At 34.3% G+C, this 21,639-nt stretch carries 21 protein-coding genes; 6 read left to right on the forward strand and 15 right to left on the reverse strand.

Features of this window, described 5'->3' with window-relative positions; all coding sequences use genetic code 11:
- Nucleotides 1-2: 2 nt before the first annotated feature.
- From EL158_RS07755 to cueO, 3 genes are read right to left on the reverse strand one after another with little or no spacing between them, the layout of a single operon-like run.
- Complete coding sequence (locus EL158_RS07755) at nucleotides 3-458, reverse strand: molybdopterin synthase catalytic subunit (RefSeq protein WP_027304531.1); 456 nt, start codon at nucleotides 456-458, stop codon at nucleotides 3-5.
- The gene (locus EL158_RS07760) at nucleotides 459-680 is read right to left on the reverse strand and encodes a MoaD/ThiS family protein (RefSeq protein ID WP_027304532.1); all 222 of its coding nucleotides are present in this window, start codon (nucleotides 678-680) and stop codon (nucleotides 459-461) included.
- A complete protein-coding gene (gene cueO, locus EL158_RS07765) occupies nucleotides 667-2,214 on the reverse strand; it encodes a multicopper oxidase CueO (RefSeq protein ID WP_027304533.1) in 1,548 nt (515 codons plus the stop codon). Before cueO ends, EL158_RS07760 begins: the two co-directional genes overlap by 14 nt.
- A 126-nt stretch (nucleotides 2,215-2,340) precedes the next feature.
- Between cueO and nspC the strand changes: the two genes are divergently transcribed.
- From nspC to EL158_RS07800, 6 genes are all read left to right on the forward strand, one after another.
- On the forward strand, nucleotides 2,341-3,489 hold the full coding sequence (gene nspC / locus EL158_RS07770) for a carboxynorspermidine decarboxylase (RefSeq protein ID WP_027304534.1): 1,149 nt from the start codon (nucleotides 2,341-2,343) through the stop codon (nucleotides 3,487-3,489).
- Nucleotides 3,490-3,791: 302 nt separating this feature from the next.
- Complete coding sequence (locus tag EL158_RS07775; protein WP_027304535.1) at nucleotides 3,792-4,490, forward strand: TorD/DmsD family molecular chaperone; 699 nt, start codon at nucleotides 3,792-3,794, stop codon at nucleotides 4,488-4,490.
- Complete coding sequence (locus tag EL158_RS07780; protein WP_004277943.1) at nucleotides 4,465-4,656, forward strand: twin-arginine translocation signal domain-containing protein; 192 nt, start codon at nucleotides 4,465-4,467, stop codon at nucleotides 4,654-4,656. Before EL158_RS07775 ends, EL158_RS07780 begins: the two co-directional genes overlap by 26 nt.
- A complete protein-coding gene (locus EL158_RS07790; protein ID WP_225532254.1) occupies nucleotides 4,656-7,442 on the forward strand; it encodes a molybdopterin-dependent oxidoreductase in 2,787 nt (928 codons plus the stop codon). The genes EL158_RS07780 and EL158_RS07790 overlap by 1 nt, the downstream gene beginning before the upstream one ends.
- Before the next feature lie 3 nt (nucleotides 7,443-7,445).
- On the forward strand, nucleotides 7,446-8,087 hold the full coding sequence (gene fdh3B, locus EL158_RS07795; RefSeq protein ID WP_027304538.1) for a formate dehydrogenase FDH3 subunit beta: 642 nt from the start codon (nucleotides 7,446-7,448) through the stop codon (nucleotides 8,085-8,087).
- Nucleotides 8,084-9,001, forward strand: a complete 918-nt coding sequence (locus tag EL158_RS07800) for a formate dehydrogenase subunit gamma (protein WP_027304539.1) — start codon at nucleotides 8,084-8,086, stop codon at nucleotides 8,999-9,001. Before fdh3B ends, EL158_RS07800 begins: the two co-directional genes overlap by 4 nt.
- A 16-nt stretch (nucleotides 9,002-9,017) precedes the next feature.
- Here the strand turns inward: EL158_RS07800 and EL158_RS07805 are convergent, their stop codons facing one another.
- From EL158_RS07805 to EL158_RS07855, 12 genes are all read right to left on the reverse strand, one after another.
- The gene (locus EL158_RS07805; RefSeq protein ID WP_027304540.1) at nucleotides 9,018-9,884 is read right to left on the reverse strand and encodes a helix-turn-helix transcriptional regulator; all 867 of its coding nucleotides are present in this window, start codon (nucleotides 9,882-9,884) and stop codon (nucleotides 9,018-9,020) included.
- A complete protein-coding gene (locus EL158_RS07810; RefSeq protein WP_027304541.1) occupies nucleotides 9,881-10,948 on the reverse strand; it encodes an HP0729 family protein in 1,068 nt (355 codons plus the stop codon). The genes EL158_RS07805 and EL158_RS07810 overlap by 4 nt, the downstream gene beginning before the upstream one ends.
- Before the next feature lie 61 nt (nucleotides 10,949-11,009).
- Entirely contained in the window at nucleotides 11,010-11,315 is a 306-nt protein-coding gene (locus tag EL158_RS07815) for a hypothetical protein (protein WP_027304542.1), read from the reverse strand.
- A 12-nt stretch (nucleotides 11,316-11,327) separates the two neighbouring features.
- Nucleotides 11,328-11,498: a hypothetical protein gene (locus tag EL158_RS08570; RefSeq protein ID WP_164715690.1), complete on the reverse strand. Its 171-nt coding sequence runs from the start codon at nucleotides 11,496-11,498 to the stop codon at nucleotides 11,328-11,330.
- A 3-nt stretch (nucleotides 11,499-11,501) separates the two neighbouring features.
- The gene (locus EL158_RS07820) at nucleotides 11,502-14,534 is read right to left on the reverse strand and encodes a helicase HerA domain-containing protein (protein ID WP_051529143.1); all 3,033 of its coding nucleotides are present in this window, start codon (nucleotides 14,532-14,534) and stop codon (nucleotides 11,502-11,504) included.
- Nucleotides 14,531-15,058 (reverse strand): hypothetical protein, encoded by a 528-nt coding sequence (locus EL158_RS07825; RefSeq protein WP_027304543.1) that lies wholly within the window; start codon nucleotides 15,056-15,058, stop codon nucleotides 14,531-14,533. Before EL158_RS07825 ends, EL158_RS07820 begins: the two co-directional genes overlap by 4 nt.
- 72 nt (nucleotides 15,059-15,130) lie before the next feature.
- Nucleotides 15,131-15,493 (reverse strand): hypothetical protein, encoded by a 363-nt coding sequence (locus EL158_RS07830; protein ID WP_027304544.1) that lies wholly within the window; start codon nucleotides 15,491-15,493, stop codon nucleotides 15,131-15,133.
- A gap of 62 nt (nucleotides 15,494-15,555) precedes the next feature.
- Nucleotides 15,556-16,230 (reverse strand): hypothetical protein, encoded by a 675-nt coding sequence (locus EL158_RS07835; RefSeq protein WP_126361607.1) that lies wholly within the window; start codon nucleotides 16,228-16,230, stop codon nucleotides 15,556-15,558.
- Nucleotides 16,231-16,293: 63 nt separating this feature from the next.
- Nucleotides 16,294-16,956 carry a hypothetical protein gene (locus EL158_RS07840; protein WP_126361610.1) on the reverse strand — a complete coding sequence of 221 codons (663 nt, stop codon included), beginning with the start codon at nucleotides 16,954-16,956 and terminating at the stop codon, nucleotides 16,294-16,296.
- A gap of 14 nt (nucleotides 16,957-16,970) precedes the next feature.
- Nucleotides 16,971-19,196, reverse strand: a complete 2,226-nt coding sequence (locus EL158_RS07845; protein WP_051529145.1) for an acetate and sugar kinases/Hsc70/actin family protein — start codon at nucleotides 19,194-19,196, stop codon at nucleotides 16,971-16,973.
- Between the two features lie 14 nt (nucleotides 19,197-19,210).
- Nucleotides 19,211-20,065, reverse strand: coding sequence for a coiled-coil domain-containing protein (locus EL158_RS07850; protein ID WP_126361612.1), 855 nt, complete (start codon nucleotides 20,063-20,065; stop codon nucleotides 19,211-19,213).
- 112 nt (nucleotides 20,066-20,177) lie between these two features.
- The gene (locus tag EL158_RS07855; RefSeq protein WP_027304546.1) at nucleotides 20,178-21,401 is read right to left on the reverse strand and encodes a GTP pyrophosphokinase; all 1,224 of its coding nucleotides are present in this window, start codon (nucleotides 21,399-21,401) and stop codon (nucleotides 20,178-20,180) included.
- Nucleotides 21,402-21,639 lie beyond the last annotated feature (238 nt).

Raw genomic sequence — 21,639 nt, forward strand, 5'->3', positions numbered from 1 at the left:
CCTTAAGCTAAAATTCCAGCGCCCTTAAGTTTATAAGAGCGTTTTTTCGCGTAAATTTTTTCACCCTTTATCACATCATATTTCCAAATGGGCGCACTTTTTTTAAAATCTTCCACAAAATCGTTTAAAAGCTTTAAACCAAGTGTTCTATTTTTACTCAAAACCCCTGCCAAATAAGAACTTTGATGAATTTTTACCTCTCCTAAAGAATGCGCGAAAAAAAACTTGACTCCCTCATTTTTGTAATTTTCTTCCCAGCCCTTAAACCATGCCTTTAAAAGCGGCTCATAAATTTCAAAGCTAAGAGCCTCTACTATACCCTTAGTTTCATCGCTTTGCTCTTCTCTTACTATGCCGCAAAAGCTCAAAAATGCCCCGCAGTTTTTATCTCTAAGGCTTTCATACCATTTTGTATAAATGAGACTTATATCTAAAGCCCCTTTGTGAATTTCAAACATCTAGCCTCCACAAACAGGCGGTAAAAGGGCGATTGTATCCCCTGATTTTAAACTGACATTTTCATCAAAAACCATAACGCCATTTAAACAAATCGCACAAAGCTCAAGCCACTCTTTCAGGCTTTCATCTTGCTTTAAAATTTCTTTAAGCTCTTTTAAAGAAGAGATTTCAAGCTTTAAATTTGGCTTATTGATAGGTCCTAAAAATTCAATCGTTACCATTATCTTCAACCTCCAAATTTCCCATCATACCTAAATCCTCGTGTTCTAAAATATGACAATGATACATTCTAAGCCCCTTAAAATCTTGTTTCATTCTAAGTCTTAATTCTTCATTGGGACGGACATTAATCGTATCTCTTAAGGCTCTAAATTCGGCTTTTTTAATCTTGCCATTTAATTTTGATGAAATAAGCTCAAACTGCGTCCCGTGTATGTGAAAAGGATGATCCATATGAGATTTATTAATAATAATCCAATCTTCAACAACCCCCACTTTAGAGCTTAAATCAATGCGTTTTAAATCATAAATTTTATTATTGAGTAAAAACATCGAAGCTAAAGCCTTTTTTAAGTCCTCTTCGCCTTTTTTCATCAAGCCGTGCATTTGCGTATGATCTTCACTCATAATCACTTCTTTAAATTCCTTAGGCTCTTCTAAAGGCTTGAATTGTTTTAAAGCTTTTGGAAGTTCTATATTTTCTTTTTTTATACTAATATCAGCTAGAAAAAGTGTGCTAGGCTCTTCTTTTACCATCATTTTATCCCTATCATAATAAAGACTTTCTAGCTTAAATTCGCCACCCTCTGGCACAGAGATTAAAAATTCCGCCCTTGAAGCGGGGCTTAAAAAAAGCTCATCTTTAAAAAGTGGCTTTTCTATCAACCCCCCATCAGTGCCGACAAGGATAAATTTAGCCCCTTGTATGCGTAAATTTAAATACCTTGCCGCTGTAGCATTGTAAATGCGGATGCGCTCCTTTGTGCTAAGGGTGATTTTAGGCTTAAACTGCCCATTAATAAGCACAAATTCCCCCTCCCTACCATTAAGCCAATCAGTAAGATTATTATTTGGAATTTGAGCATTTTCATCAAGTCGCAAATCGCTTATCATCAAATCTTTTTCTTCAAAATGACTTAAAGCATCTTTTTTAGCCTTCACTACAAAAGCCCCAGCCAAGCCCATAAAAACTTGCTTAGAGCTAATAAAATGCGGATGCGGATGATACCAGTAAGTCCCTGCGCTGTCTTTAGGGATTGTAAAACGATATAGCCTTTCTTCTCCAGCTAAAATGGGATCGTGAGGATTTCCATCTTGCTCAGGTGGGACTAAAACTCCGTGCCAATGTATGGTCGTAGGCTCTTTAAGTTTATTTTTAACGATAATTTCAACAACATCTTCTTCAAAAACTTCTATTTTTGGGGCTGGAATTGAGCCATTGTAAGTATAAAATTTAGTTTTTTTACCTTTAATGAGTTCAATTTCACTTTCTTCAATGTCAATTTTTGCACGGAAAAAATTTCTCTTTTTGCTTTCATTTTGAAGTAGAGGTAAGGCTTTTAGCATTTCTCCTTGTGGAAAAATATTAGGATCTAAAAGCTTTAAATTTTTGGGAGCAAAATTGATAAAAGAAGTATTTAAATTCGTATGATTAACGCTATGATGTGCGTGGTGGCTTTGCATAGGATTAGCGTAGGCTATGCCTAAACTTGCCAGGCTTAGTGCGTTAAATTTTAAAAAATTTCTTCTATTCATAAATTTTCCTTATGTCTATTAAATTTCTGATAATTGTAACCATTTTTTTAAAATTTTTTGTAAATGTTTATTGTGAATTATTGTGTTAATTTTGTTATGATTTGGCAATTTAATTAAGGAAAAATAATGTTTTATGAAACAATTCAAACACCAGCTTACATTTTAGAAGAGGATAAATTAAGAAAAAATTGCGAACTTTTAGCCAAAGTGAGTGAAAAAAGTGGGGCAAAAGTGCTTTTAGCCTTAAAAGGTTTTGCCTTTTCGGGTGCAATGAAAATCGTAGGAGAATATCTGCACGGCTGCACTTGTAGCGGACTTTGGGAGGCGAAATTTGCTAAAGAATTTATGGATAAAGAAATTCATACTTTTTCGCCTGCTTTTAAAGATGAGGAATTTGATGAAATTGCAGAGCTTTCTCATCATATCGTTTTTAATTCTTTACATCAATTTCATCATTTTAAAGAAAAGGCTAAGGCTAAATCTTTAGGGTTGCGTTGTAATCCCGAGTATTCCTTAGCTCCAAAAGAGCTTTATAATCCTTGTGGGCGGTATTCTAGACTTGGAATTTTAAGTAAAGATTTAGAAAATACAGATTTAAGTGGAGTGAGTGGTTTGCATTTTCACGCTTTGTGTGAAGAAAGTGCGGAGGCTTTAGAGGCAGTTTTAAAAGCTTTTGAGGCTAAATTTGGCAAGTGGATAGCTGGGATGAAATGGGTGAATTTTGGTGGGGGACATCACATCACAAAAAAGGGCTATGATGTGGAGAAACTCATCGTTCTTTGTAAGAAATTTAGCGATAAATTTGGGGTGCAAGTGTATTTAGAGCCGGGTGAGGCTGTGGGCTGGCAAACAGGCGTTTTGGTCGCTTCTGTTATCGACATAGTTGAAAATGAAAAGCACATAGCTATTTTAGACACTTCAAGTGAGGCACATATGCCTGATACTATCATTATGCCCTACACAAGCGAGGTTTTAAATGCTAGGATTTTAAGCACGAGGGAAGGAGAGCAAATTTCAAGCTTAAAAGAAGATGAGGTGGCATATTTGTTAGCGGGAAATACTTGTTTAGCAGGTGATGTAATGGGGGAATATGCCTTTAAAAGTCCGCTTAAAAGGGGTGATAAAATCGTCTTTTTAGACCAAATTCATTATTCCATAGTTAAAAACACGACTTTTAATGGCGTCATTTTACCGAATTTAATGCTTTATACTAAGAAAAAAAAGCTTGAGATGATTAGAAAATTTTCTTATGAGGATTATGCGAAAAGAAATTGACTTATTATGTCAATAAAACATAAAATAATTTTTGCATTTTTGTTAAATTTTTTTTAAAAAATATAAAAAATTTTTACATTTAATCATATTTCAAAAATGTTTTAAAATACTATAATTTCGTATTTTTAACTTCTTTTATCGTGTAGTGAAAATGTGAAAAAAATTTATAAATTTCAGTTTTTTTTAAATTAAATAGTATTATGATACAAGCAAGTTTTAAAGGGACTTAGAGTGCGTAATAGGCAATTTTTGCATAATATTATTTGCCCTAGAAACGAGTCTTAAAAAGTTGGGGAGTAGTGGTGAATTTAGAAAATTTAAGATCTGCTAGAAGTCTTTATTATCAATGCTTAGGCGAGGTTTTTAGCTTTTCTTTTTCTCAAAATAGATTAGCAAATTTGACCCAGTATCTAAATGCAATGAACGAGTGTATTTTCGATGATACCTTAAAGACAAATTTTGCTTTTTTGCTTGAAAGTTTAAAAACTCCACAAGATATGCAAAAACTCATTAAAGAATATGATCTTTTATTTTTGGCTTTAAAAAGTGCTATTCCTACGACTTTTTCCTACATAGAGGAAGGTTTTGAAAATTCAAATGCCTTGCTTTTAGTGCGTCAAATTCTTATCAAAAGTAAGCTAAGAAGAAATGAAGCTTTTTTTAAAGAAGGTGAAGATAGTGTCGGCTTTTGCTTTCTTTTAATGAGTGAATTTTTAAGAGAAAAAAGTGATGATTTGGCAAAAGAGCTTTTTGAAAAACTCATTAATCCTAACATTGATGAGTTTTTAAATCTTATCTTGGCAAATGAGGCTGCCTTATTATTTAAAGAAATCGCTTTAATAGGCACGGCTTTTATAGAATTTGAAAGATTTTGTTTTGAGCTTGAAAAGCCTATAAAAACACAAAATAAAAAGGTACAAAATGACCTTTCTAGATCCGAATTTTTAAGGAGAGAAACCAATAAAAGGAGAAAGCTTGGAAAAACGCAGGAAATTTCTTAAAAACTCTGCCCTAGCTTTAGCTGGAGTGGGTGTTTTAGGTGCGACAAATGTGGCTTTTGGCGAAGAAAAAGCTGAAAATAAACTTGTTCGCGGAAAGAGTAAAAAAAAGGAAGTGCTTTATCAAAGAAGTGCTAACTGGGAAAAATACTACATAAAGGCTGAATAATGAAATTAAATCGTCGTTCATTTTTAAAAATGGCAGCACTTTCAAGCCTTGCAACTCCGCTTTTGGGGCGTAGTGAGGTGTTAAGAGAGGCTAAGGAAAGTGAGCTAAGTGAGGCTTTTGAAGGAAGCAAAAAGGTAAGAAGTGTTTGCACTGCCTGTTCTGTGGGCTGCGGTATCATTGCTGAAGTGCAAAATGGCGTTTGGCTTAGACAAGAAATCGCCCAAGATCACCCTGTGAGCTTTGGAGGACATTGCTGTAAGGGTTCTGATATGATCGATATGGTGCGTTCTCATGTGCGTTTAAAATACCCTATGAAAAAAGAAAATGGCGAATGGAAACGCATAAGTTACGAGCAAGCTTTAAGCGAAATAGGAGAAAAATTAGCTGGCTATCGTAAGGAAAATCCTGAAAGCGTGATGTTTATAGGCTCTGCTAAATTAAGCAATGAACAAGCCTATTATATACGCAAATTTGCCGCCTTTTTTGGGACAAATAATATAGACCACCAAGCTAGAATTTGACATAGCGCAACAGTCGCCGGTGTGGCGAATACATTTGGTTATGGCGCGATGACAAATCATCTTGGCGATATACAAAAGTCAAAATGTATTTTCATTATAGGAGCAAATCCGGCTGTAAATCACCCTGTGGGCTTTAGACATTTTTTAAAAGCTAAAGAAAAAGGTGCGAAGCTTATCGTAGTCGATCCTCGTTTTACAAAAAGTGCAGCAAAAGCGGACATTTACGCACAAATTCGTCCCGGCACTGATATAGCTTTTATGTATGGTATGCTTAAAATTATCTTTGATGAGGGTTTGGAAGATACAAAATACCTTGACGAAAGGGTTTTTGGGATCGATAAAATTAGAGAAGAAGCGGCAAAATGGGACGCTAAAGAGGTTGAAAATGTTACGGGCATACCAGAGGCTAAATTAAGAGAAATTACCTTTGAAGTCGCTAAAAATAAGCCTACAACGCTCATTTGGGCTATGGGGCTTACCCAGCACACCGTAGGAACTTCAAATACGCGTTTAGCACCTATTGTGCAAATGGTGCTTGGTAATATCGGTAAATTTGGCGGTGGAGTGAATATTTTAAGAGGACACGATAATGTGCAAGGTGCGTCCGATGTGGCTTGTTTGAGTGAAAATTTACCCGGCTATTATCCTTTAAATGAAGCGAGTTGGAGATATTACGCGCAAATTTGGGGCGTGGATTATGAGTGGCTTTTAGGAAATTTCGTCAGTAAAGAGTGGATGCACAAAACGGGCTTAAGCCTTGCTAGATGGTGGGCGGCGGCTTTAAATGGCAAAGATGATAATGATAAAATAGACAATGCGGGAACGGCTTTAAAAGCTTTAATTGTAATGGGTAATGGTATTACCTCAACCGCCCAGCAGGCTAAAGTCAAAGAGGGTTTAGAGGCTTTGGAGCTTTTAGTTTTAGCCGATCCTTTCGTCAATGAAGCGGGTATTATAAGTGAGAGAAAAGATGGAATTTATCTTCTTCCTGCTGCAACGCAGTTTGAAACAAGTGGGAGTGTAACCGCCACTAATCGCAGTGGGCAGTGGAGATTTAAGGTCGTAGAGCCACTTTATGAAAGTAAGGAAGATCAAGAAATTTTATTTGAACTTGCTAAAAAACTCGGCTTTTATGAGGATTTCACTAAAACCTTACGCGATGAAAATGGCAAAATTGTTTGGCCTGAAAACGCGACAAAAGAATTTGCCGGGGCAATTCGTAGCATAGGGCTTAATGGCTGGAGTGCAGAAAGACTTAAAAAGCATACGCTAAACTGGGATAAATTTGATGAAATCACACTCGAGGGTAAAGAAGGTGAGGTAAAAGGCGAGTATTTTGGACTTCCTTGGCCTTGTTGGAGTGAAAAGCACCCGGGCTCTCCTGTGCTTTATAATACTGACATTGAAGTGGCTAAAGGCGGTATGGGCTTTAGAAATAATTTTGGGCTTGAGTATGAGGGCGAAAGTCTTTTGGCTAAAAACGCTCCGTTAAATTCGCCTATTAATACAGGCTATCCGCAAATTACTAAGGATAATATAGAAAAGGTTTTAGGCATTACTTTAAGTGAAGAAGAAAAGGCTAAAATGGGTCCAACTTGGGCTTTAGACGCGAGTAATATCATCGCCACAAAATGTATGCAAAAAGGCATAGTGCCTTATGGTAACGCTAAGGCTAGAGCTGTGGTATGGACATTTAAAGATCAAATTCCGCTTCACAGAGAGCCACTTCACTCTCCAAGAAATGATTTGGTGCAAAAATATCCTAGCTTTGAAGACCAAAAAGCTCTTTATAGAGTGGATACGAAATTTATTTCCGTGCAGCAGGCTAAGGATTATTCCAAAGAATTTCCGCTTAATCTTGTTACCGCGCGTCTTGTGAATTTAAATGGTGCAGGTATGGAAAATAGGGCTTCTATGTATCTTACTCGCCTGACGCCTGAGATGTTTTGTGAGATTAATGAAGCATTAGCCAAACAAGAAAATATCAAAAAAGGCGATATGATATGGGTGCATTCGCCTGAAGGCACGAAGATTAAGGTTAGAGTTAAAATTAATAACGGTGTAGCTAAGGATATGATTTTCCTACCTTTCCACTTTACAGGAGTCATGCAGGGTGTGGATTTAACGCATAATTTCCCTGAAGGAACGAAGCCTTATGCAAGTGGAGAAAGTGCAAATACGGTAACAAATTATGGTTATGACATTATGTGTCAAATTCCAGAAACTAAGGGTGGCTTGTGCCGAATTTCAAAGGATGGGGTGTAAAAGATGAGTAAGATTAATTTTGCAAATTTAGAAAAAGAGCGTTTGAAATTCTTTTGCGATAATGAAAGATGTATCGATTGTAATGGCTGCTCTGTCGCTTGTGATGAAGCACACGAGCTGCCTATTAATATACGCCGTCGTCGCGTGATAACGCTTAATGAGGGCGAGGAGGGGAAAGAAGTTTCGACTTCTATCTCTTGTATGCATTGCGATGATGCGCCTTGTGCGATTGTGTGTCCTGTGGATTGTTTTTATATTAGAGGCGATGGGGTGGTTTTGCACGATAAAGAAATTTGTATAGGGTGTGGATACTGCCTTTATGCTTGTCCTTTTGGAGCGCCGCAATTTCCACAAAGTAGTGTCTTTGGAGATAAGGGCATTATGGATAAATGCACGATGTGTGCGGGAGGTCCTGAAACGACAAATTCGCAAAAGGAAAGAGAGCTTTACGGACAAAATAGAATCGCCGAGGGTAAAGTGCCTGTATGTGCGGCGATGTGTTCAACTAAGGCTTTGTTAGTTGGAGAAAGCTCTAAGATAGAAGAAATTTACGCACATCGCTTAGAAAGTAGAAAATATGGCATTAAAGCTCCAAGCGAAAGTATGGAGTGGAGAATAGCCTATACAGGAAAGGAGCGTTTATGAAAAAGCTTTTTTTACTCGTTCTTTCTTTTGCAAATTTATTTGCCTATGGTGAAGAAAGAATGGGGCAAGATACGCAAATTTGGGATTATAATCGCATTACAAATATAGCAAATTATGATACTTTTGGTAAGCTTTGGACGACTTTGCAAGGCGAGTATATCGCTACCGTAGCTTTGCTTAGTGTGATTGCCGTTTTGGCGGCTTTTGCTTTGCATTATATGGTTATAGGTCCTAAGCAATTCTCTCACGCAGGAAAGAAAATTTACGCCTTTTCGCTTTTTGAAAGACTTTTTCACTTTATCGCTGCACTTTCTTGGGTGATTTTAGTGCCGACAGGTTTTATTATGATGTTTGGAACGACTTTTGGTGGGGGGCTTTTTGTGCGAGTGTGTAAAAATTTACACGCCATTGCGACTATCTTATTTATCGTTTCTATTATCCCTATGTTTTTTTGGTGGATTAAAAGAATGCTTCCTGCAAGTTATGACATTAAATGGCTGATGATAGTAGGTGGTTATTTAAGTAAGGAAAAAAAGCCCGTGCCAGCAGGAAAATTTAACTTTGGACAAAAATCGTGGTATTACATCGCTGTTTTTGGAGGCTTTTTAATGATACTAACAGGAGGGTTTATGTATTTCTTAGACTTTAATTCTACTCCTGTGCAAAGTATTTTCGGGCTTAGCCATATCGAGCTTTTAAGGCTTAGTGCGATTATACATAATCTTTTAGGTATAGTGTGTGCTGTGTTTTTTGGCGTGCATATTTATATGGCTGTGTTTGCGATTAAGGGCAGTATTCACTCTATGATAAGTGGCTATAAAGAGGAAGAAGAGGTTTATATCCTGCATAGTTACTGGTATAAAGAGCTTTCTAAAAAGAAACAAATCGAACCTAGCTTTTCTTACAATCAATAAATTAGGAGGTGATTTATTATCCCTCCTCGAGATATTTTCTCAAAATATCTTTCACTTTGTTTTTTAACTCAAGTGGGGCAATGATTTTAACATAAGGAATCCATTGTTTGATGAAATTTAAAAACTCATCTTCATAAGAAACTTGTGTGCTTAAAGTATAACTCGTCTCATCTTCATCAATAATTTTATAATTAGTCAATATTTCTTTTCTAAAAAAATACTCTTTCGCCTTTTTATCTAGTCGCAAAAGCACCTCCCTACCCTCACCCAACCAGACATTTTGGTCATTTTGAATTTGCTTTTTAAAGGCTTCATTGGGAATAAATTTCTCGTTCATTACATCAAGTTTCAAAATTTTACTAAAATTAAAATGCTTTAATTTGCCATTTTCATCGGCTAAAAGATACCAAATACCCTTATAATTTACTAATTTATAGGGTTTTACACTGCGTTGTTTATTTTTATAGTCAAAATTTAAAACATTATGATTTAATATAGCAACGCTAAGATTCTCAAAAAGCTCATAATCCACCCTTTGAAAACCCTCATTTTTTATCTTCAAAATTGTATTAATTTTTTGGCTTAAAATATCGCTAATAAAATTTTTATCAAGCCTAGGATAAAGGTCACTTATACCGCTTATGGCGGCGAAATTTTGTATATCTTTAAAACTAAGTTGCCCCAAAGCAAAACTTTCTAAAGTATATTTACCATTTTCTCTTTTAATAGGCATAAAGGAAAGTCTTTGATTTAAGTCTCTTTGTATAGTTCTCGTATCCACATTAAATTCCTGCGCTAACTCCTCCACGCTCACGCTTTCACCATTATTAAATTTTAGCAAGATTTGCACCAAGCGTGTGCCTAATTTGTCGTATTCTTTCACAAATTTTCCTTAAGAATCAAAAGGTCTTTAAGCAAACTCGTATTTTCTATCCCCAAAATCTCACTCCTTAGACTCTTAAGTTCGCTTAAGCTTGGATTTTTGGCGTGAACAGCTTCATTGCGTATCTTTTGGATAAGACTTAAGCTTTTTGAAAAACGATAGTTAATAAATCTAATAAGTTCTCTATCTAAATAAACTTGGATTTTTGGGTGCTTGAGTAGAAATTTAATGCTTCCAAGATTAGGTTTTTGAGTAAAAAAATCTTCGAGTATATAATCTTTACCCTGCACATTATATTTTAAATCATAAAGGCTAGAATTTTGTTCACAAAGCTTTAAAAAAAGCTTTTTTGCAAAACTATAAAGCTCATATTCTAAGGTTTTAGAATATTTAACAATAATGCTTGTGAAGTCATTAAGCGGGTCATTTTCGCTATGCATAAGCTCTAATTCTGCGTTGATAAGATTGCTTACACTATTAGGGTGGAGAAGATAAAAAAGTCTTTTACCAAAAATAAAGCGTATGAAATTTTCTTGCATAGTCAAATATTTTTCATCTTTATATACGCTTAAATAATGCCTCTCATCGTCTATAAAATAACAACACTCTTCCTTCATTCTTACGCACAAAGGATAGCTGTAATTATTACCATAAATGGCGTAAGTATGATGATTAGGCGTGATAAAATTGGCTAAAAATCTATCTCTTAAAAGGCTAAAATCCTCCCTCACCAACTCCCTTAAATCACTAATGATAAAAAAATCCTCCACTTCCAAATTCTTTTCTTTGTAGTAAGCAGGAATTAAACTTTCATCGGCATTTTTACAAACTTTTATCACCTTAGCAACAAATAAATTCGCATAATCGCTTAGAAAAAGTTGTAAAAAATTATCCTTAGTGGTAGTTTGATAGATATTTTCTAGGGAATCTTGCCTTTCTTGGTCATTTAGCTTAGATTTAATTTTACCAAAGGCAACTTGAGATTTTTTCTGTAAAATACTCAAATGCTGCTCGATAACATCGCTTTGGTAATAAGGATTGTAAAGAATTAAAAGATGATTCATATTTTAGCTTTCTTTGAAGAATTTACGCACATATTTTAGCGTATCTTTCAATAAAATTGCCTTATTTGAAAAGCTCTTTGATGTTTTGCTTAATGTCATCAGAATTTTGCTTGTAATCTTGCAAAAGCTCTTTGACAATCTCAAAAATTTCATCAAAATCCTCAGGATATTTATTTTTAAAATCAACCAATAAATCCAAAGCCAAACAAAGGGCATCGGCGTTACCCTTACTGCTTTGAAAAATATTTTTTATATCCATTAGTAGATTTACAATACGAGAACTTTGTAAAGGATTTGTAAGGCGTTTAAGGATTAAGCCCTTAAACACACCAGCAAGTTTAAATGATGAAAAAATTTTAGAGAACATTTTGTTTATTTCCTAATTCTTAAACTTAAAAATGCGAGATAAAAATTCCAAAAGCCCACTTCTTTCGCCCTTACAACGAGAGCAGATAAAATCTAGCGGATTTAAGGCATCGCTTTTAGGACGAGCTAAAAATTTCTCCCCACATTTTAAACATTTTTGAAAACTTGGTCTAGGCTTTATCATCGTTTATCCCAAAAAAAGTTCATCTTTAAAATATATAACATCATCTTCAGTCAATCTTTCCTCTAAATATTTATTAATAAATTCTAAAGCGATATTTTCTTTTTCAAAATTTAAATTGTTTTCCAAAAGAAAATATTTAGCCAAAAATTTCCTAGAAAATTGTTTTTCACATTCTTTTAAACTTAACAATAATTTAGGTGCTATTTTTTGCTTATTTTCATAGTGTCTTTTAATCTCTTTCATTACACCACCGCGTCTTTGTATATCCAAAAGGCTTTTAATATCTTCTACATCAACCTTATCAAGCCAAGAAGATCCTAATATAACGCCACTTTTAAAGTGTTTTGCATAAAACTCATAGACACTTCTTTGTAGGTCATTTTCTTCAATAAAATCATTAGAACTTGTATTTGAACTTTGCTCTATTTTACACATTACCGCCTTATTAAAACCTCCAGAAAAAACAACAGCAACGCCCGTTTCAAGCTTTCCAAGATATTGCGCTTGCTCTTCTTCTAGCGCCATTGTATTTGCGATAGTTTCTTTATCATCTGCAGCAAAAATTCTATGGACAATCTTAGTATTTGTGTTTTTTAGCACTTCTGGAGTAAGTTTGTTTGGAATTTGGTCAGCAATCATCAAGCATTCCCCATACTTACGGATTTCAGCTAACATATCAGCAAAAACCTCTACTCCCTGCTTTTTATTAAGACTATCTCCGGCTTGATATTTGCTTAAAAGCCTATGAGCCTCCTCAATAAGAATGATATGCTTAATATCGTGCTTTCTTTCACTAGAAAAGAAATTAGCCTTAATGGCTTCTAAAATATTACTCAAGATAAAGCCCATAATTAAAGACTTTTCGCTACCATTTCGAATTTCTTCTATCTCCAAAACAACCCGTTTATCGAGTAATTGTCTAAAATCAATAGACCTTTTTGTATTTAACATAAAGCCCTTAGAACCTACCAAAAGTCCGTTTAATCTAGCCTTTATAGAACCTATATAATCGTTTTTTAGTCTTTCATCAAATCCTTGCTTTAAAACAACATTTTCAATTTTATTATTTAAATCTTCTAAAGTTGGAAAAGAATAAATTCCATCATCAAAAGCAATTTCTCCATAAATTTCATTTTTATTAGTAGCAATATTCCAACCCTTATCCTTATAGCATTCATATATCGCACTTTCTATAATTTGAGGGATTGCCGCTTCCATATCAAATGCCGCTTCTATACTTGCTTTTATCATATCTACCCGCGAAGTGATGCTTTCGTGAGGAAAAAATTCAAAAGGATTAAGTCTAAAAGGTGCTACCGTATCCTTTCCTAATGTAAAAATCAGCAGGTCATCATATTTCTTTTTCAAAATTCTATATTCTGTTTTTGCTGGTTCTATCACTAAAAACGGCTTATTAGAATTAATCAACAAATTTTGGCAAGTCGTTGTTTTACCACTTCCTGTAACACCCGTGATGAAAATATGTTTATCCAAACTTAATTTATCGATACTTACATTTTTATTAGTAATATTTCCACTCTGCATTAGTTTTCCCAAAACAAGCTCATTTTCCGACTCAGGACTTTGAAAATTTAAGCCAAATTCTACCTCTTCTCGAAGTTCTAAACCCATTACATCTTTTTTAGGCAAACCTGAAATTAAACTTAGCTCCTTAGAACTAATCCAATTTCCCAAACTGGTATAACTTTGAGAAAGCAAAGAATTAATTTTAGGGTCACAATTTTCAATTTTTATTTTAGGAAGTTGCAAGTTTCTAAAAGCGTGCAATCTCTTCCCATCATTAAGCAAAAAAGCGCGTAAAGGAATTTTATTACCATTTTCTCCACTAAAAAGAGAGATGATTGTATTTTCAAGTTTCTCTAAAACGGCTTGAGAATTAGAAAAACAAAACATACTACTCACAAACATTCCCTTACCTTTCCCATAGTCGATTCTAGGAATCAAAATTTCATCGATATATTTAAGCCAATCTTGACTTTGCTTATCGATAAATTCAAAAGTGAGAGCATTAGAAGTTGTAGTGCTTTCATTAGTGCTTGTTGTAAGGGACTTATTAGTTCCATCAGTTACACTCGTGCTCTCTCCTTCATTTTTAGTAATAGCTTGACTTTTACTTCCACCTACGGTGCGTGTTGTGCTTGAACCTTGCGATTGACTTTGCGAACTTCCCTTATTAGTGCCTGAGCTATCATACCTATCACCCTCTGAACGACTTGTGCCTTGAGATGTACTCTTACTCCTATTACTGTTCTCGCTCTGTGCTTCACTTTCATTTTGGGCAATGGTTTCACTCTTACTTTCTCCTGAATTTTCGCCCTTAGTCTCACTATAATTTGTGCCTTCTGTTTTACTTTCTCCTTCACTCCTAGCGTTTGATGTTGATTCTTGTTCGCTGCGTTTTGCCATTGGAGAAAGTGAAGAATAAAGCTCAAAAATATTATTTTCTATCCCTAAAATTTCATTATCATTTACTAAAGAAGCGATAATCATAAAGCCAAATTCACTATCAACACCCATAACATCAGCAAGACGATCAACGCCTTGAAACTCATTTTCATCTTTTAATATACCTGGAACACCCTCTATGACACTTTGAAAAGAATTATTTTGAATTTTCTGAAGCACGGCGCGTTTTTTTTCTTTTTTAATCGCCTCTATCTTACTCCCACGAAAATTTCCTTTTATGCTAGGTTCAAGTATAAATTTACCTATTTCATCGATGTTTAATTTTGGAGCTTGTTTTGAATGATTTCTTGCTATACCATAGTAAAACTCTACTCCCTCATTATTCCCTAAAATGAGATAAATAAAATTAATCCCCTCTATCCTCAAAGCACTTAAAACATTTTCCAAAGCCTCTCTGCGAGGTGCATCTTTTTTAAAAGTTACACTTTCAACCTTATAAAGCACCATATCGCTTGGGTCTATATCCTGCGTTTTTAAGGTGCTAATATTGTCCTTACTATTAAGATAGTAATTATTTTGCTTACTTAAAAAATTTTTTACTTCTATCATTTTAATTTTTCCAACCTTTCCTTATATTCTCTTTCTCTTTTTTCTCTAAAAAATTTATATGTTTCAGTCTCCTCTTCAAGCTCTTCGCCATCTCCATCTAAAACAATAGAGTGGGTATTGATTTTATTTTGAAGTGTGATGTTTGAAGATAAACAAAGTTTCTTTTTTTTACTCCCTATTATGGCACCATCTTCGGTTTTTATCTTAAAATCACATTGAAATTTACTCAAAACCTTCTCAACGATACTTTTATTCCAAATGCTATCTTGCAAATACTCTGTGAAGAAAGAGCTTTGAAAAATGATTGGATTTTGCTCGTCCCAAATAAAAGCAAAGTCAAGTTCATCTCCTTGCATATATTCCTCTTTTTCCTCCCACCACTTCCAAAAATCGTCCCAAATTTCAAAAGAGGTCGCTCCCTCATTTTTCAAAGCCAAAAGCTCACTATTATAAAATTTACAAATTGTAATTTTATGGTCTTTAATCAAAAATAAATTACAAATCACTCTTTTTTCTTTATCCACTTTTCTTCCTTTCAAAACCCAAACAAGTGCTTTTTTTGCTATTTATAATGAAGTTTATCGCATCCTTTAACACTATCTTCTGCTTGATTCTTTATTTTTTTTGCTCTTATTCACTCCCTTAACTTTTTTGTTGGCAAAAGAAAAGAATTCATCGCTTGAGTGAAGTTTATATTTTTCTTTAAGACTTGAAAAATCCGCACCATTATTAGAATTCGCATTTGCTTTAGCAGCTTCCATTTTTTTAATAAGGGCACTGATTTCACTAAAATCCTCAGAATTGATATTGTTTTGACTGGAATTTTTAAGTATGCTTTCAACATCCTTTTCGTCTATTTTACCCTCATTAAATTTCTTCCCCATACCTTTCCAAAACTCAGTACTTGTTTGATTATTAAGGTTCGCAATACCTAAACCAATTCCACTCCAAAGACCCATTTTTTCTCCTTATTTTAATTTGATAGTAAAATTTCTTCACCCTTAGATAAAACCTAAAATACTCAATCATTTCTAAGAAGTGCGTTAAATTTATCCTTTTGCTCTTGCTCTGTAAGCTCTGGCTTACTTTCCTTCAATGCCTCCTTCAAGGTTTGTGAAATATCCGATGGCTTTGTTCCATTCGCTAAGGGTTGATTTTGCATATAACGCACTAAATCCTCAGAATTGATATTGTTTTGACTGGAATTTTTAAGTATGCTTTCAACATCCTTTTCGTCTATTTTACCCTCATTAAATTTCTCTCCCATACCTTTCCAAAACTCAGTACTTGTTTGAAGTTTGAATTTTTCATTAAGGCTCTTAATACCTAAACCAACGCCCAAAGCTGTATCCGCCCACTTATCTATATCGCTTTTTTCTTTATTTAAATCAATTCTTCCCGCTTTCATTTCAGCACTAAGATAGTCAATATAAGCATTAGTGCTATCAAAATCCTCAGGCTTTTTTTCAGCCTGTCTTAGTGCGGCACCGTAATCCTCAGGCGTATATTCCTTTTCAAAGATGCCTAACGAATTTACCACCGCAGATACCACATCTACAATTGACTTTAGATAAGGCGAGAAAGCCTCTATTGTCTTAAATAAAGAGCTACCGAAAGACCCCAAAGTACTACATACACTACTTACCACACTAATTCCTGCACTAATTGCTGTACCAACGAAACTCCAAAAACCCATTTTTTCTCCTTATTTTTAATTTGATAGTAAAATTTCTTCACCCTTAGATAAAACCTAAAATACTCAATCATTTCTAAGAAGTGCGTTAAATTTATCCTTTTGCTCTTGCTCTGTAAGCTCTGGCTTACTTTCCTTCAATGCGATCTTCAAGGTTTGTGAAATATCCGATGGCTTTGTTCCATTCACTAAGGGTTGATTTTCCATATAACGCACTAAATCCTCAGAATTGATATTGTTTTGACTGGAATTTTTAAGTATGCTTCCAACATCCTTTTCGTCTATTTTATCCTCATTAAATTTCTCTCCCATACCTTTCCAAAACTCAGCACTTGTTTGAAGTTTGAATTTTTCATTAAGGCTCTTAATACCTAAACCAACGCCCAAAGCTATATCCGCCCACTTATCTATATCGCTTTTTTCTTTATTTAAATCAATTCTTCCCGCTTTCATTTCAGCACTAAGATAATCAATATAAGCATTAGTGCTATCAAAATCCTCAGGCTTTTTTTCAGCCTGTCTTAGTGCAGCACCGTAATCCTCAGGCGTATATTCCTTCTTAAAGATGCCTAACGAATTTACCACCGCAGATACCACATCTACAATTGACTTTAGATAAGGCAAGAAAGCCCCTATTGTCTTAAATAAAGAGCTACCAAAAGACCCCAAAGTACTACATACACTACTTACCACACTACTTACCGCACCAATTACACCCAAAAAACTCATTTTTTCTCCTTATTTTAATTTGATAGTAAAATTTCTTCACTCTCATAGCAAAGACCAGCTTCTTTATCCCATACACCATACCTAAAAGTATTTGGACCTGTGATTTTTATGCGAAGTTCCGCATTCTCATAACAATTATCAAGACTAATATTATAAGACTTTACCTCCTCAACACCTAATGAACCAGAAGTAGCACTCGCATATGGAGTATAGTAAATTGGATACTCTTTCGTATCATTGTCGCATTTGGCAAAGGTATGCCATTCCCCACTTACTGTATCTAAATTGTCTTTATCAAGCTTAATCACAAATTTCTTCATTCTCACTACACCAAGATAGAAATTAAATTTAGCCTCATCATCGATGCCTACTTCAGAAATGACATTGATACTGCCTCCCTTTCTTCCGTCAAGTAAGCCAAACACAACACCCGTTTTACAAGTGATTTTGGTGGATAAGTCATCATTTGTATCCTCTTCTAAATTCAATTCTCTACGCTTTTCTTCAGCTTCTGGAGTCCCAAGTGCTGGATAAAGCTCAAAATCTAAACTCTCATTTTCTCTTTTAGCTTTTTGCATCATTCTTTCAAAAGCTTCCTTAACTAAAGGGGAACGCGAAGAATTTCCTCCCAAAAAGATATGAAGTTTGTTAATGCCTTTCATCTTTTCAACAGCAATCTTATAGGTATGATAAAAATTTTCAACTCCCTTATCAATACGCTCAACCAATTTAGCCTCCAAATCCTTAACATTACACTCAAGCTCCAGAGCTATCATTTTTCCGTCATTATCTATGAGACTCACTTGTAATTTACCGCTTTTTAACGCACTAATTTTCTCATCGACTATTTCCTCTTCTTTTCTAAAAAGGTCGATATTTTCCCAAAAAGGTCTAATTTCCTCCACAAGAGCGGTGGTATTTTTCCTTGCTTCTTGTGAATTTTGAACTAAACTTTCATCTCCACCAAAGCCCCGCTCTGTAATTGGCTTTGTAAAAGAACAACCCTTTGAACGCATAGCATTCTTGTTTGCCTTAAAAATTTCATAAGCCAAAAATTCGAGCAAATACTCTCCCCCAAGATAAGGGTCCCCACCCGCACCAAAATGCTCTATATCAAAGTCGTAACGACTCTTTTCACTACCACGCCAAACTCCAAAATCAAAATCTGTCGTTCCACCACCAAAATCAAATACCCCATAAAAAGTTTTCTTATCTACAAATGCTTCATCATAAAAGCCATACGCCTGTAAAGCACTGATAGCATAAGCTGCGGGCTCACTAACACTAAGTTGAACTTTAAATTGCTTTGAATATTCTGATCTAAATACCGCATCAGGGATAGCTTTAGCAATGCCCCTTTCAAAACTTTGACGGATTTTCTCCCTTACCGCTTGAGGATATTTCACTGGAAATGATAATACATAATTCAAATAAATCCCACGCATCATATTATTAATATATCTACCTATATAATAAGCATAAATTTCAATAGGATTTAAATCGCCCTCTTCACATTTCACAAAATCTTTTAGGGTGTAAGATTGCGAGTTATCTTTGATACGAAATTTATTATCAGTTGTGCCAGCCCATTGCTTTAAATTGCTAAAAAAGCGGTAAAATCCCTCATTATCAGCCTTTTTAAGATTCTCGTTTGCAGCGTGAGAAATGCGTATATCTTCCCAAAAAGTAAGTGGTCTTGACTTACAAGAATCATAAGCATTTTTAAACCTTTCTATATTCACAAATTCTACGATAGTAGGATTTTCATAATCGTCTTTTTCTTGCTCTGACTTAGTATCCCCAGAACCTATACGAAAAAGTCTCTTATGCGATGTCTCATCAATCAACCCCGCAACAGTGCTTTTAGTCCCAAAATCAATGGCAACAACACCCTGTTCTTTAACATCTAATAATGGGGACCTTGCATTAAGAGGCTTTTCTAATTTGATACTTTCCGTCTGTTTAGTCCCTTTTGTAGCTCTATAAATATCCCAATGCCCTTTATTAATATCGTAAAGTAAGGTTTTATCATAAGCACTTAAATTCACAGCATAATAATCTACTTTAAGCAAAAAATTTTCTATTATTTTTTGCCGTAAGGCTGCTGGTAAATCCTCTTTAGTAACATGCTGTAACTCTGCTGGTAAATCCTTCCTAATAACATTAAATTCTTGCGCTAACCTTTCATATTCATTTGTATTTAACACAATGGTATCTATGGTTTTGACTTGCTGACTCATCATTTTCCTTTCTATTATAATTCTACTAAGGAACGACTAGTATCATTCCCATCTTTAAAGCCTACTAGGCAAACCTTTTTTATTGACCCTTGTCCTTTGCTATCTTTGATGTTAGTATGCTCCTTATTATTAAAATTATCACCCTCTTTTACCTCTAAGCGTTTAAACCCATACAATTCTTCGTGTAAGGGAAAAAGTTTGTTGAATAATTCTATTATAGATGAATCTTCACATTTTTCATTTTCTATGAAGCCATAAAGACTTTTTAAAATAGTCCTATTTGTGCTAGTAGCGTTAAAATGTATCAAATTATCATCTTTAATGTATGTAAAGTTACTGCGAAATTGAGAAGATAAGCTCTTATAAAACTCATAAAGTTCTATATTTACCTCATTTTTTAAATTTTCTAATGTCTGGCTTGTCTTGTTATTTTTTTGCTCTAATGCTTCATTTCCCACCTTTAGTGCAAGATTTTCTTCTTGGAGTCTTCTTAGATTAATTTCAAGCTCTTTTTTGTTATCCTTAGTTTCATCTAATTCTCTTTTTAAATTTTCTAATGTCTGGCTTGTCTTGTTATTTTTTTGCTCTAATGCTTCATTTCCCACCTTTAGTGCTTGATTTTCTTCTTGGAGTCTTCTTAGATTAATTTCAAGCTCTTTTTTGTTATCCTTAGTTTCATCTAATTCCTTTTCAAGCTTTTTTTTGTCGCCTTGAACTGATTCCAAGATCTCTTTAAGTCCTTCTAAAGCCCTAATAAGCTCCTTACTATCCTTTTCCCTAACAAAAGTTACGCAACTTTTTTGCCCATCGCTAGATTCTACACTAACTATAAGCTTTTTAATGCTATCTTCTTTCATGTTCTCTACCATAATTTTCACTCCTTTAATTTTGTATTTTTTAAAAATTTTAAAAATCCATTTACATAATTTAATATAAGCCTTCTTTTTTTTTACTACCTTCTTTTTTTTTACTGCCTTCATCTTATTTCGTATCCTCACTATCTAAAATCTGCATCATACGCTCGTGAATCAATTTTTTGCTCTTAATCTCCTCTTTTTGTTCCTTATTTGCCTTAGCATAAATTAAAATTTGTAATACATTAAGTTTTTGAAGTATGCTTTTACCTGTCTTATATTTGTCCCTATAAGCCGCATAACGATGTAAAATTTCTCTAAGACTTTTATCCTCTAAAAGCAAATTAAGGTCTTTCGTATAATCAAGCTTGACACAATGTAATAATTGTATAAATTTAGCACTGACAGAAATGGGTTCTTCATCACATAAAATCATCAAATCGATATTTTCTAATTTTTTAAATTTTTCCTTAACCCTTTCATTTTTTAAAAACAATAGCACAGTCGTGCTATCTAGGCTTGCAGACTTAATTTTTTCTTTTTTTTCTAAAGACTGATTTTCATTTTTCTCAAAAAATTGGCTTTTTTCTTGTTCTTGGGTAATGATAGCTTGTGCTTCCTGATTTATCCTTTCACTTTCATCAATGAGGTCTTTAAATAAATCATCAGCCACTTCAATCAAAGCCGCCAAGCGGTCAAAATAGCGTTTCTTATCAGCTGAAAGCTCCTCTCCAGCCTTATACCTTGCCTTATGCTCCACTTCAGCCCAAACATGTTGTAATAAAGTCTTAATTTGAATTTCAGCTTTCAAACCCTCCAATTTTTCTTCATTTATGTCTAAATCTTGTTTTGACACGATATTTAACATTTTTGGGGAGTAACTAATCACTAAATGTTTACCGAGATAACCAAACTTCCTTTGCTCTCTAAGCTCTTGCGTTTTATCGATACTATTTTCCTCATCAATTTGCTCTCTAAGTTCTGCTCTAAGTATTTCATAGACAATTTGACTATCTTTAATCGAAGTGAGTAAAATCTTAACACCAACCAAATCGGTAACTTCTTTTAAAGGATTGCTGTATTTAAGCCTCTTGTCATCTCTGTTAATTTTCCCCTCAAAACTTTCAGGAGTTTTAGTGCGAGATTGCGTTTCAGCGACATTTTTATCTAGCTTACCTTCTTTAACAGCCTTATCAATCAAAGCATCAATATATGCTCTTAAAATACTTTCAAAAGATTTATAAATAGAGACATCTTTTTTATACTGCTCAAGCACTTCTTTTGAATTAAATTTTATTATATCTTTTAGAGGTTCCTCTGGGGTTACCTCAAGATTAAAATCTTTTATCATAAACTTCACCATACCTTAATATTTTTAGATAAAAAATGTTTTTTATTATATCACCCCCCCCCCCCCCCCTTGTCAAGTAAAGTGCCAAAATTCAATATCTATCTCTTAAAATGTGTTTCCACCCCCACAATAAAAAGAGTAAATATAAAACACAAAGCACTAAATTATAGGGAAAGGGCTGTGAGTAGAGATAATTAAATATCCCAATCCCCACAAGAACAATAAAAATGATAAGGAG

The sequence above is a fragment of the Campylobacter upsaliensis genome, from assembly GCF_900637395.1.
In the GTDB taxonomy this organism is placed as follows: Bacteria; Campylobacterota; Campylobacteria; order Campylobacterales; family Campylobacteraceae; genus Campylobacter_D; species Campylobacter_D upsaliensis.

What these genes read in the sequence shown, in the direction of transcription:
- EL158_RS07850 (WP_126361612.1), bottom strand. Translation starts at nt 20,065, where the DNA reads ATGGTAGAGAACATGAAAGAAGATAGCATTAAAAAGCTTATAGTTAGT.
- cueO (WP_027304533.1), bottom strand. Translation starts at nt 2,214, where the DNA reads ATGAATAGAAGAAATTTTTTAAAATTTAACGCACTAAGCCTGGCAAGT.
- EL158_RS07835 (WP_126361607.1), bottom strand. Translation starts at nt 16,230, where the DNA reads ATGGGTTTTTGGAGTTTCGTTGGTACAGCAATTAGTGCAGGAATTAGT.
- EL158_RS07840 (WP_126361610.1), bottom strand. Translation starts at nt 16,956, where the DNA reads ATGAGTTTTTTGGGTGTAATTGGTGCGGTAAGTAGTGTGGTAAGTAGT.
- EL158_RS07755 (WP_027304531.1), bottom strand. Translation starts at nt 458, where the DNA reads ATGTTTGAAATTCACAAAGGGGCTTTAGATATAAGTCTCATTTATACA.
- EL158_RS07845 (WP_051529145.1), bottom strand. Translation starts at nt 19,196, where the DNA reads ATGAGTCAGCAAGTCAAAACCATAGATACCATTGTGTTAAATACAAAT.
- EL158_RS07800 (WP_027304539.1), top strand. Translation starts at nt 8,084, where the DNA reads ATGAAAAAGCTTTTTTTACTCGTTCTTTCTTTTGCAAATTTATTTGCC.
- EL158_RS07815 (WP_027304542.1), bottom strand. Translation starts at nt 11,315, where the DNA reads ATGTTCTCTAAAATTTTTTCATCATTTAAACTTGCTGGTGTGTTTAAG.
- EL158_RS07820 (WP_051529143.1), bottom strand. Translation starts at nt 14,534, where the DNA reads ATGATAGAAGTAAAAAATTTTTTAAGTAAGCAAAATAATTACTATCTT.
- nspC (WP_027304534.1), top strand. Translation starts at nt 2,341, where the DNA reads ATGTTTTATGAAACAATTCAAACACCAGCTTACATTTTAGAAGAGGAT.
- EL158_RS08570 (WP_164715690.1), bottom strand. Translation starts at nt 11,498, where the DNA reads ATGATAAAGCCTAGACCAAGTTTTCAAAAATGTTTAAAATGTGGGGAG.
- fdh3B (WP_027304538.1), top strand. Translation starts at nt 7,446, where the DNA reads ATGAGTAAGATTAATTTTGCAAATTTAGAAAAAGAGCGTTTGAAATTC.
- EL158_RS07830 (WP_027304544.1), bottom strand. Translation starts at nt 15,493, where the DNA reads ATGGGTCTTTGGAGTGGAATTGGTTTAGGTATTGCGAACCTTAATAAT.
- EL158_RS07760 (WP_027304532.1), bottom strand. Translation starts at nt 680, where the DNA reads ATGGTAACGATTGAATTTTTAGGACCTATCAATAAGCCAAATTTAAAG.
- EL158_RS07810 (WP_027304541.1), bottom strand. Translation starts at nt 10,948, where the DNA reads ATGAATCATCTTTTAATTCTTTACAATCCTTATTACCAAAGCGATGTT.
- EL158_RS07855 (WP_027304546.1), bottom strand. Translation starts at nt 21,401, where the DNA reads ATGATAAAAGATTTTAATCTTGAGGTAACCCCAGAGGAACCTCTAAAA.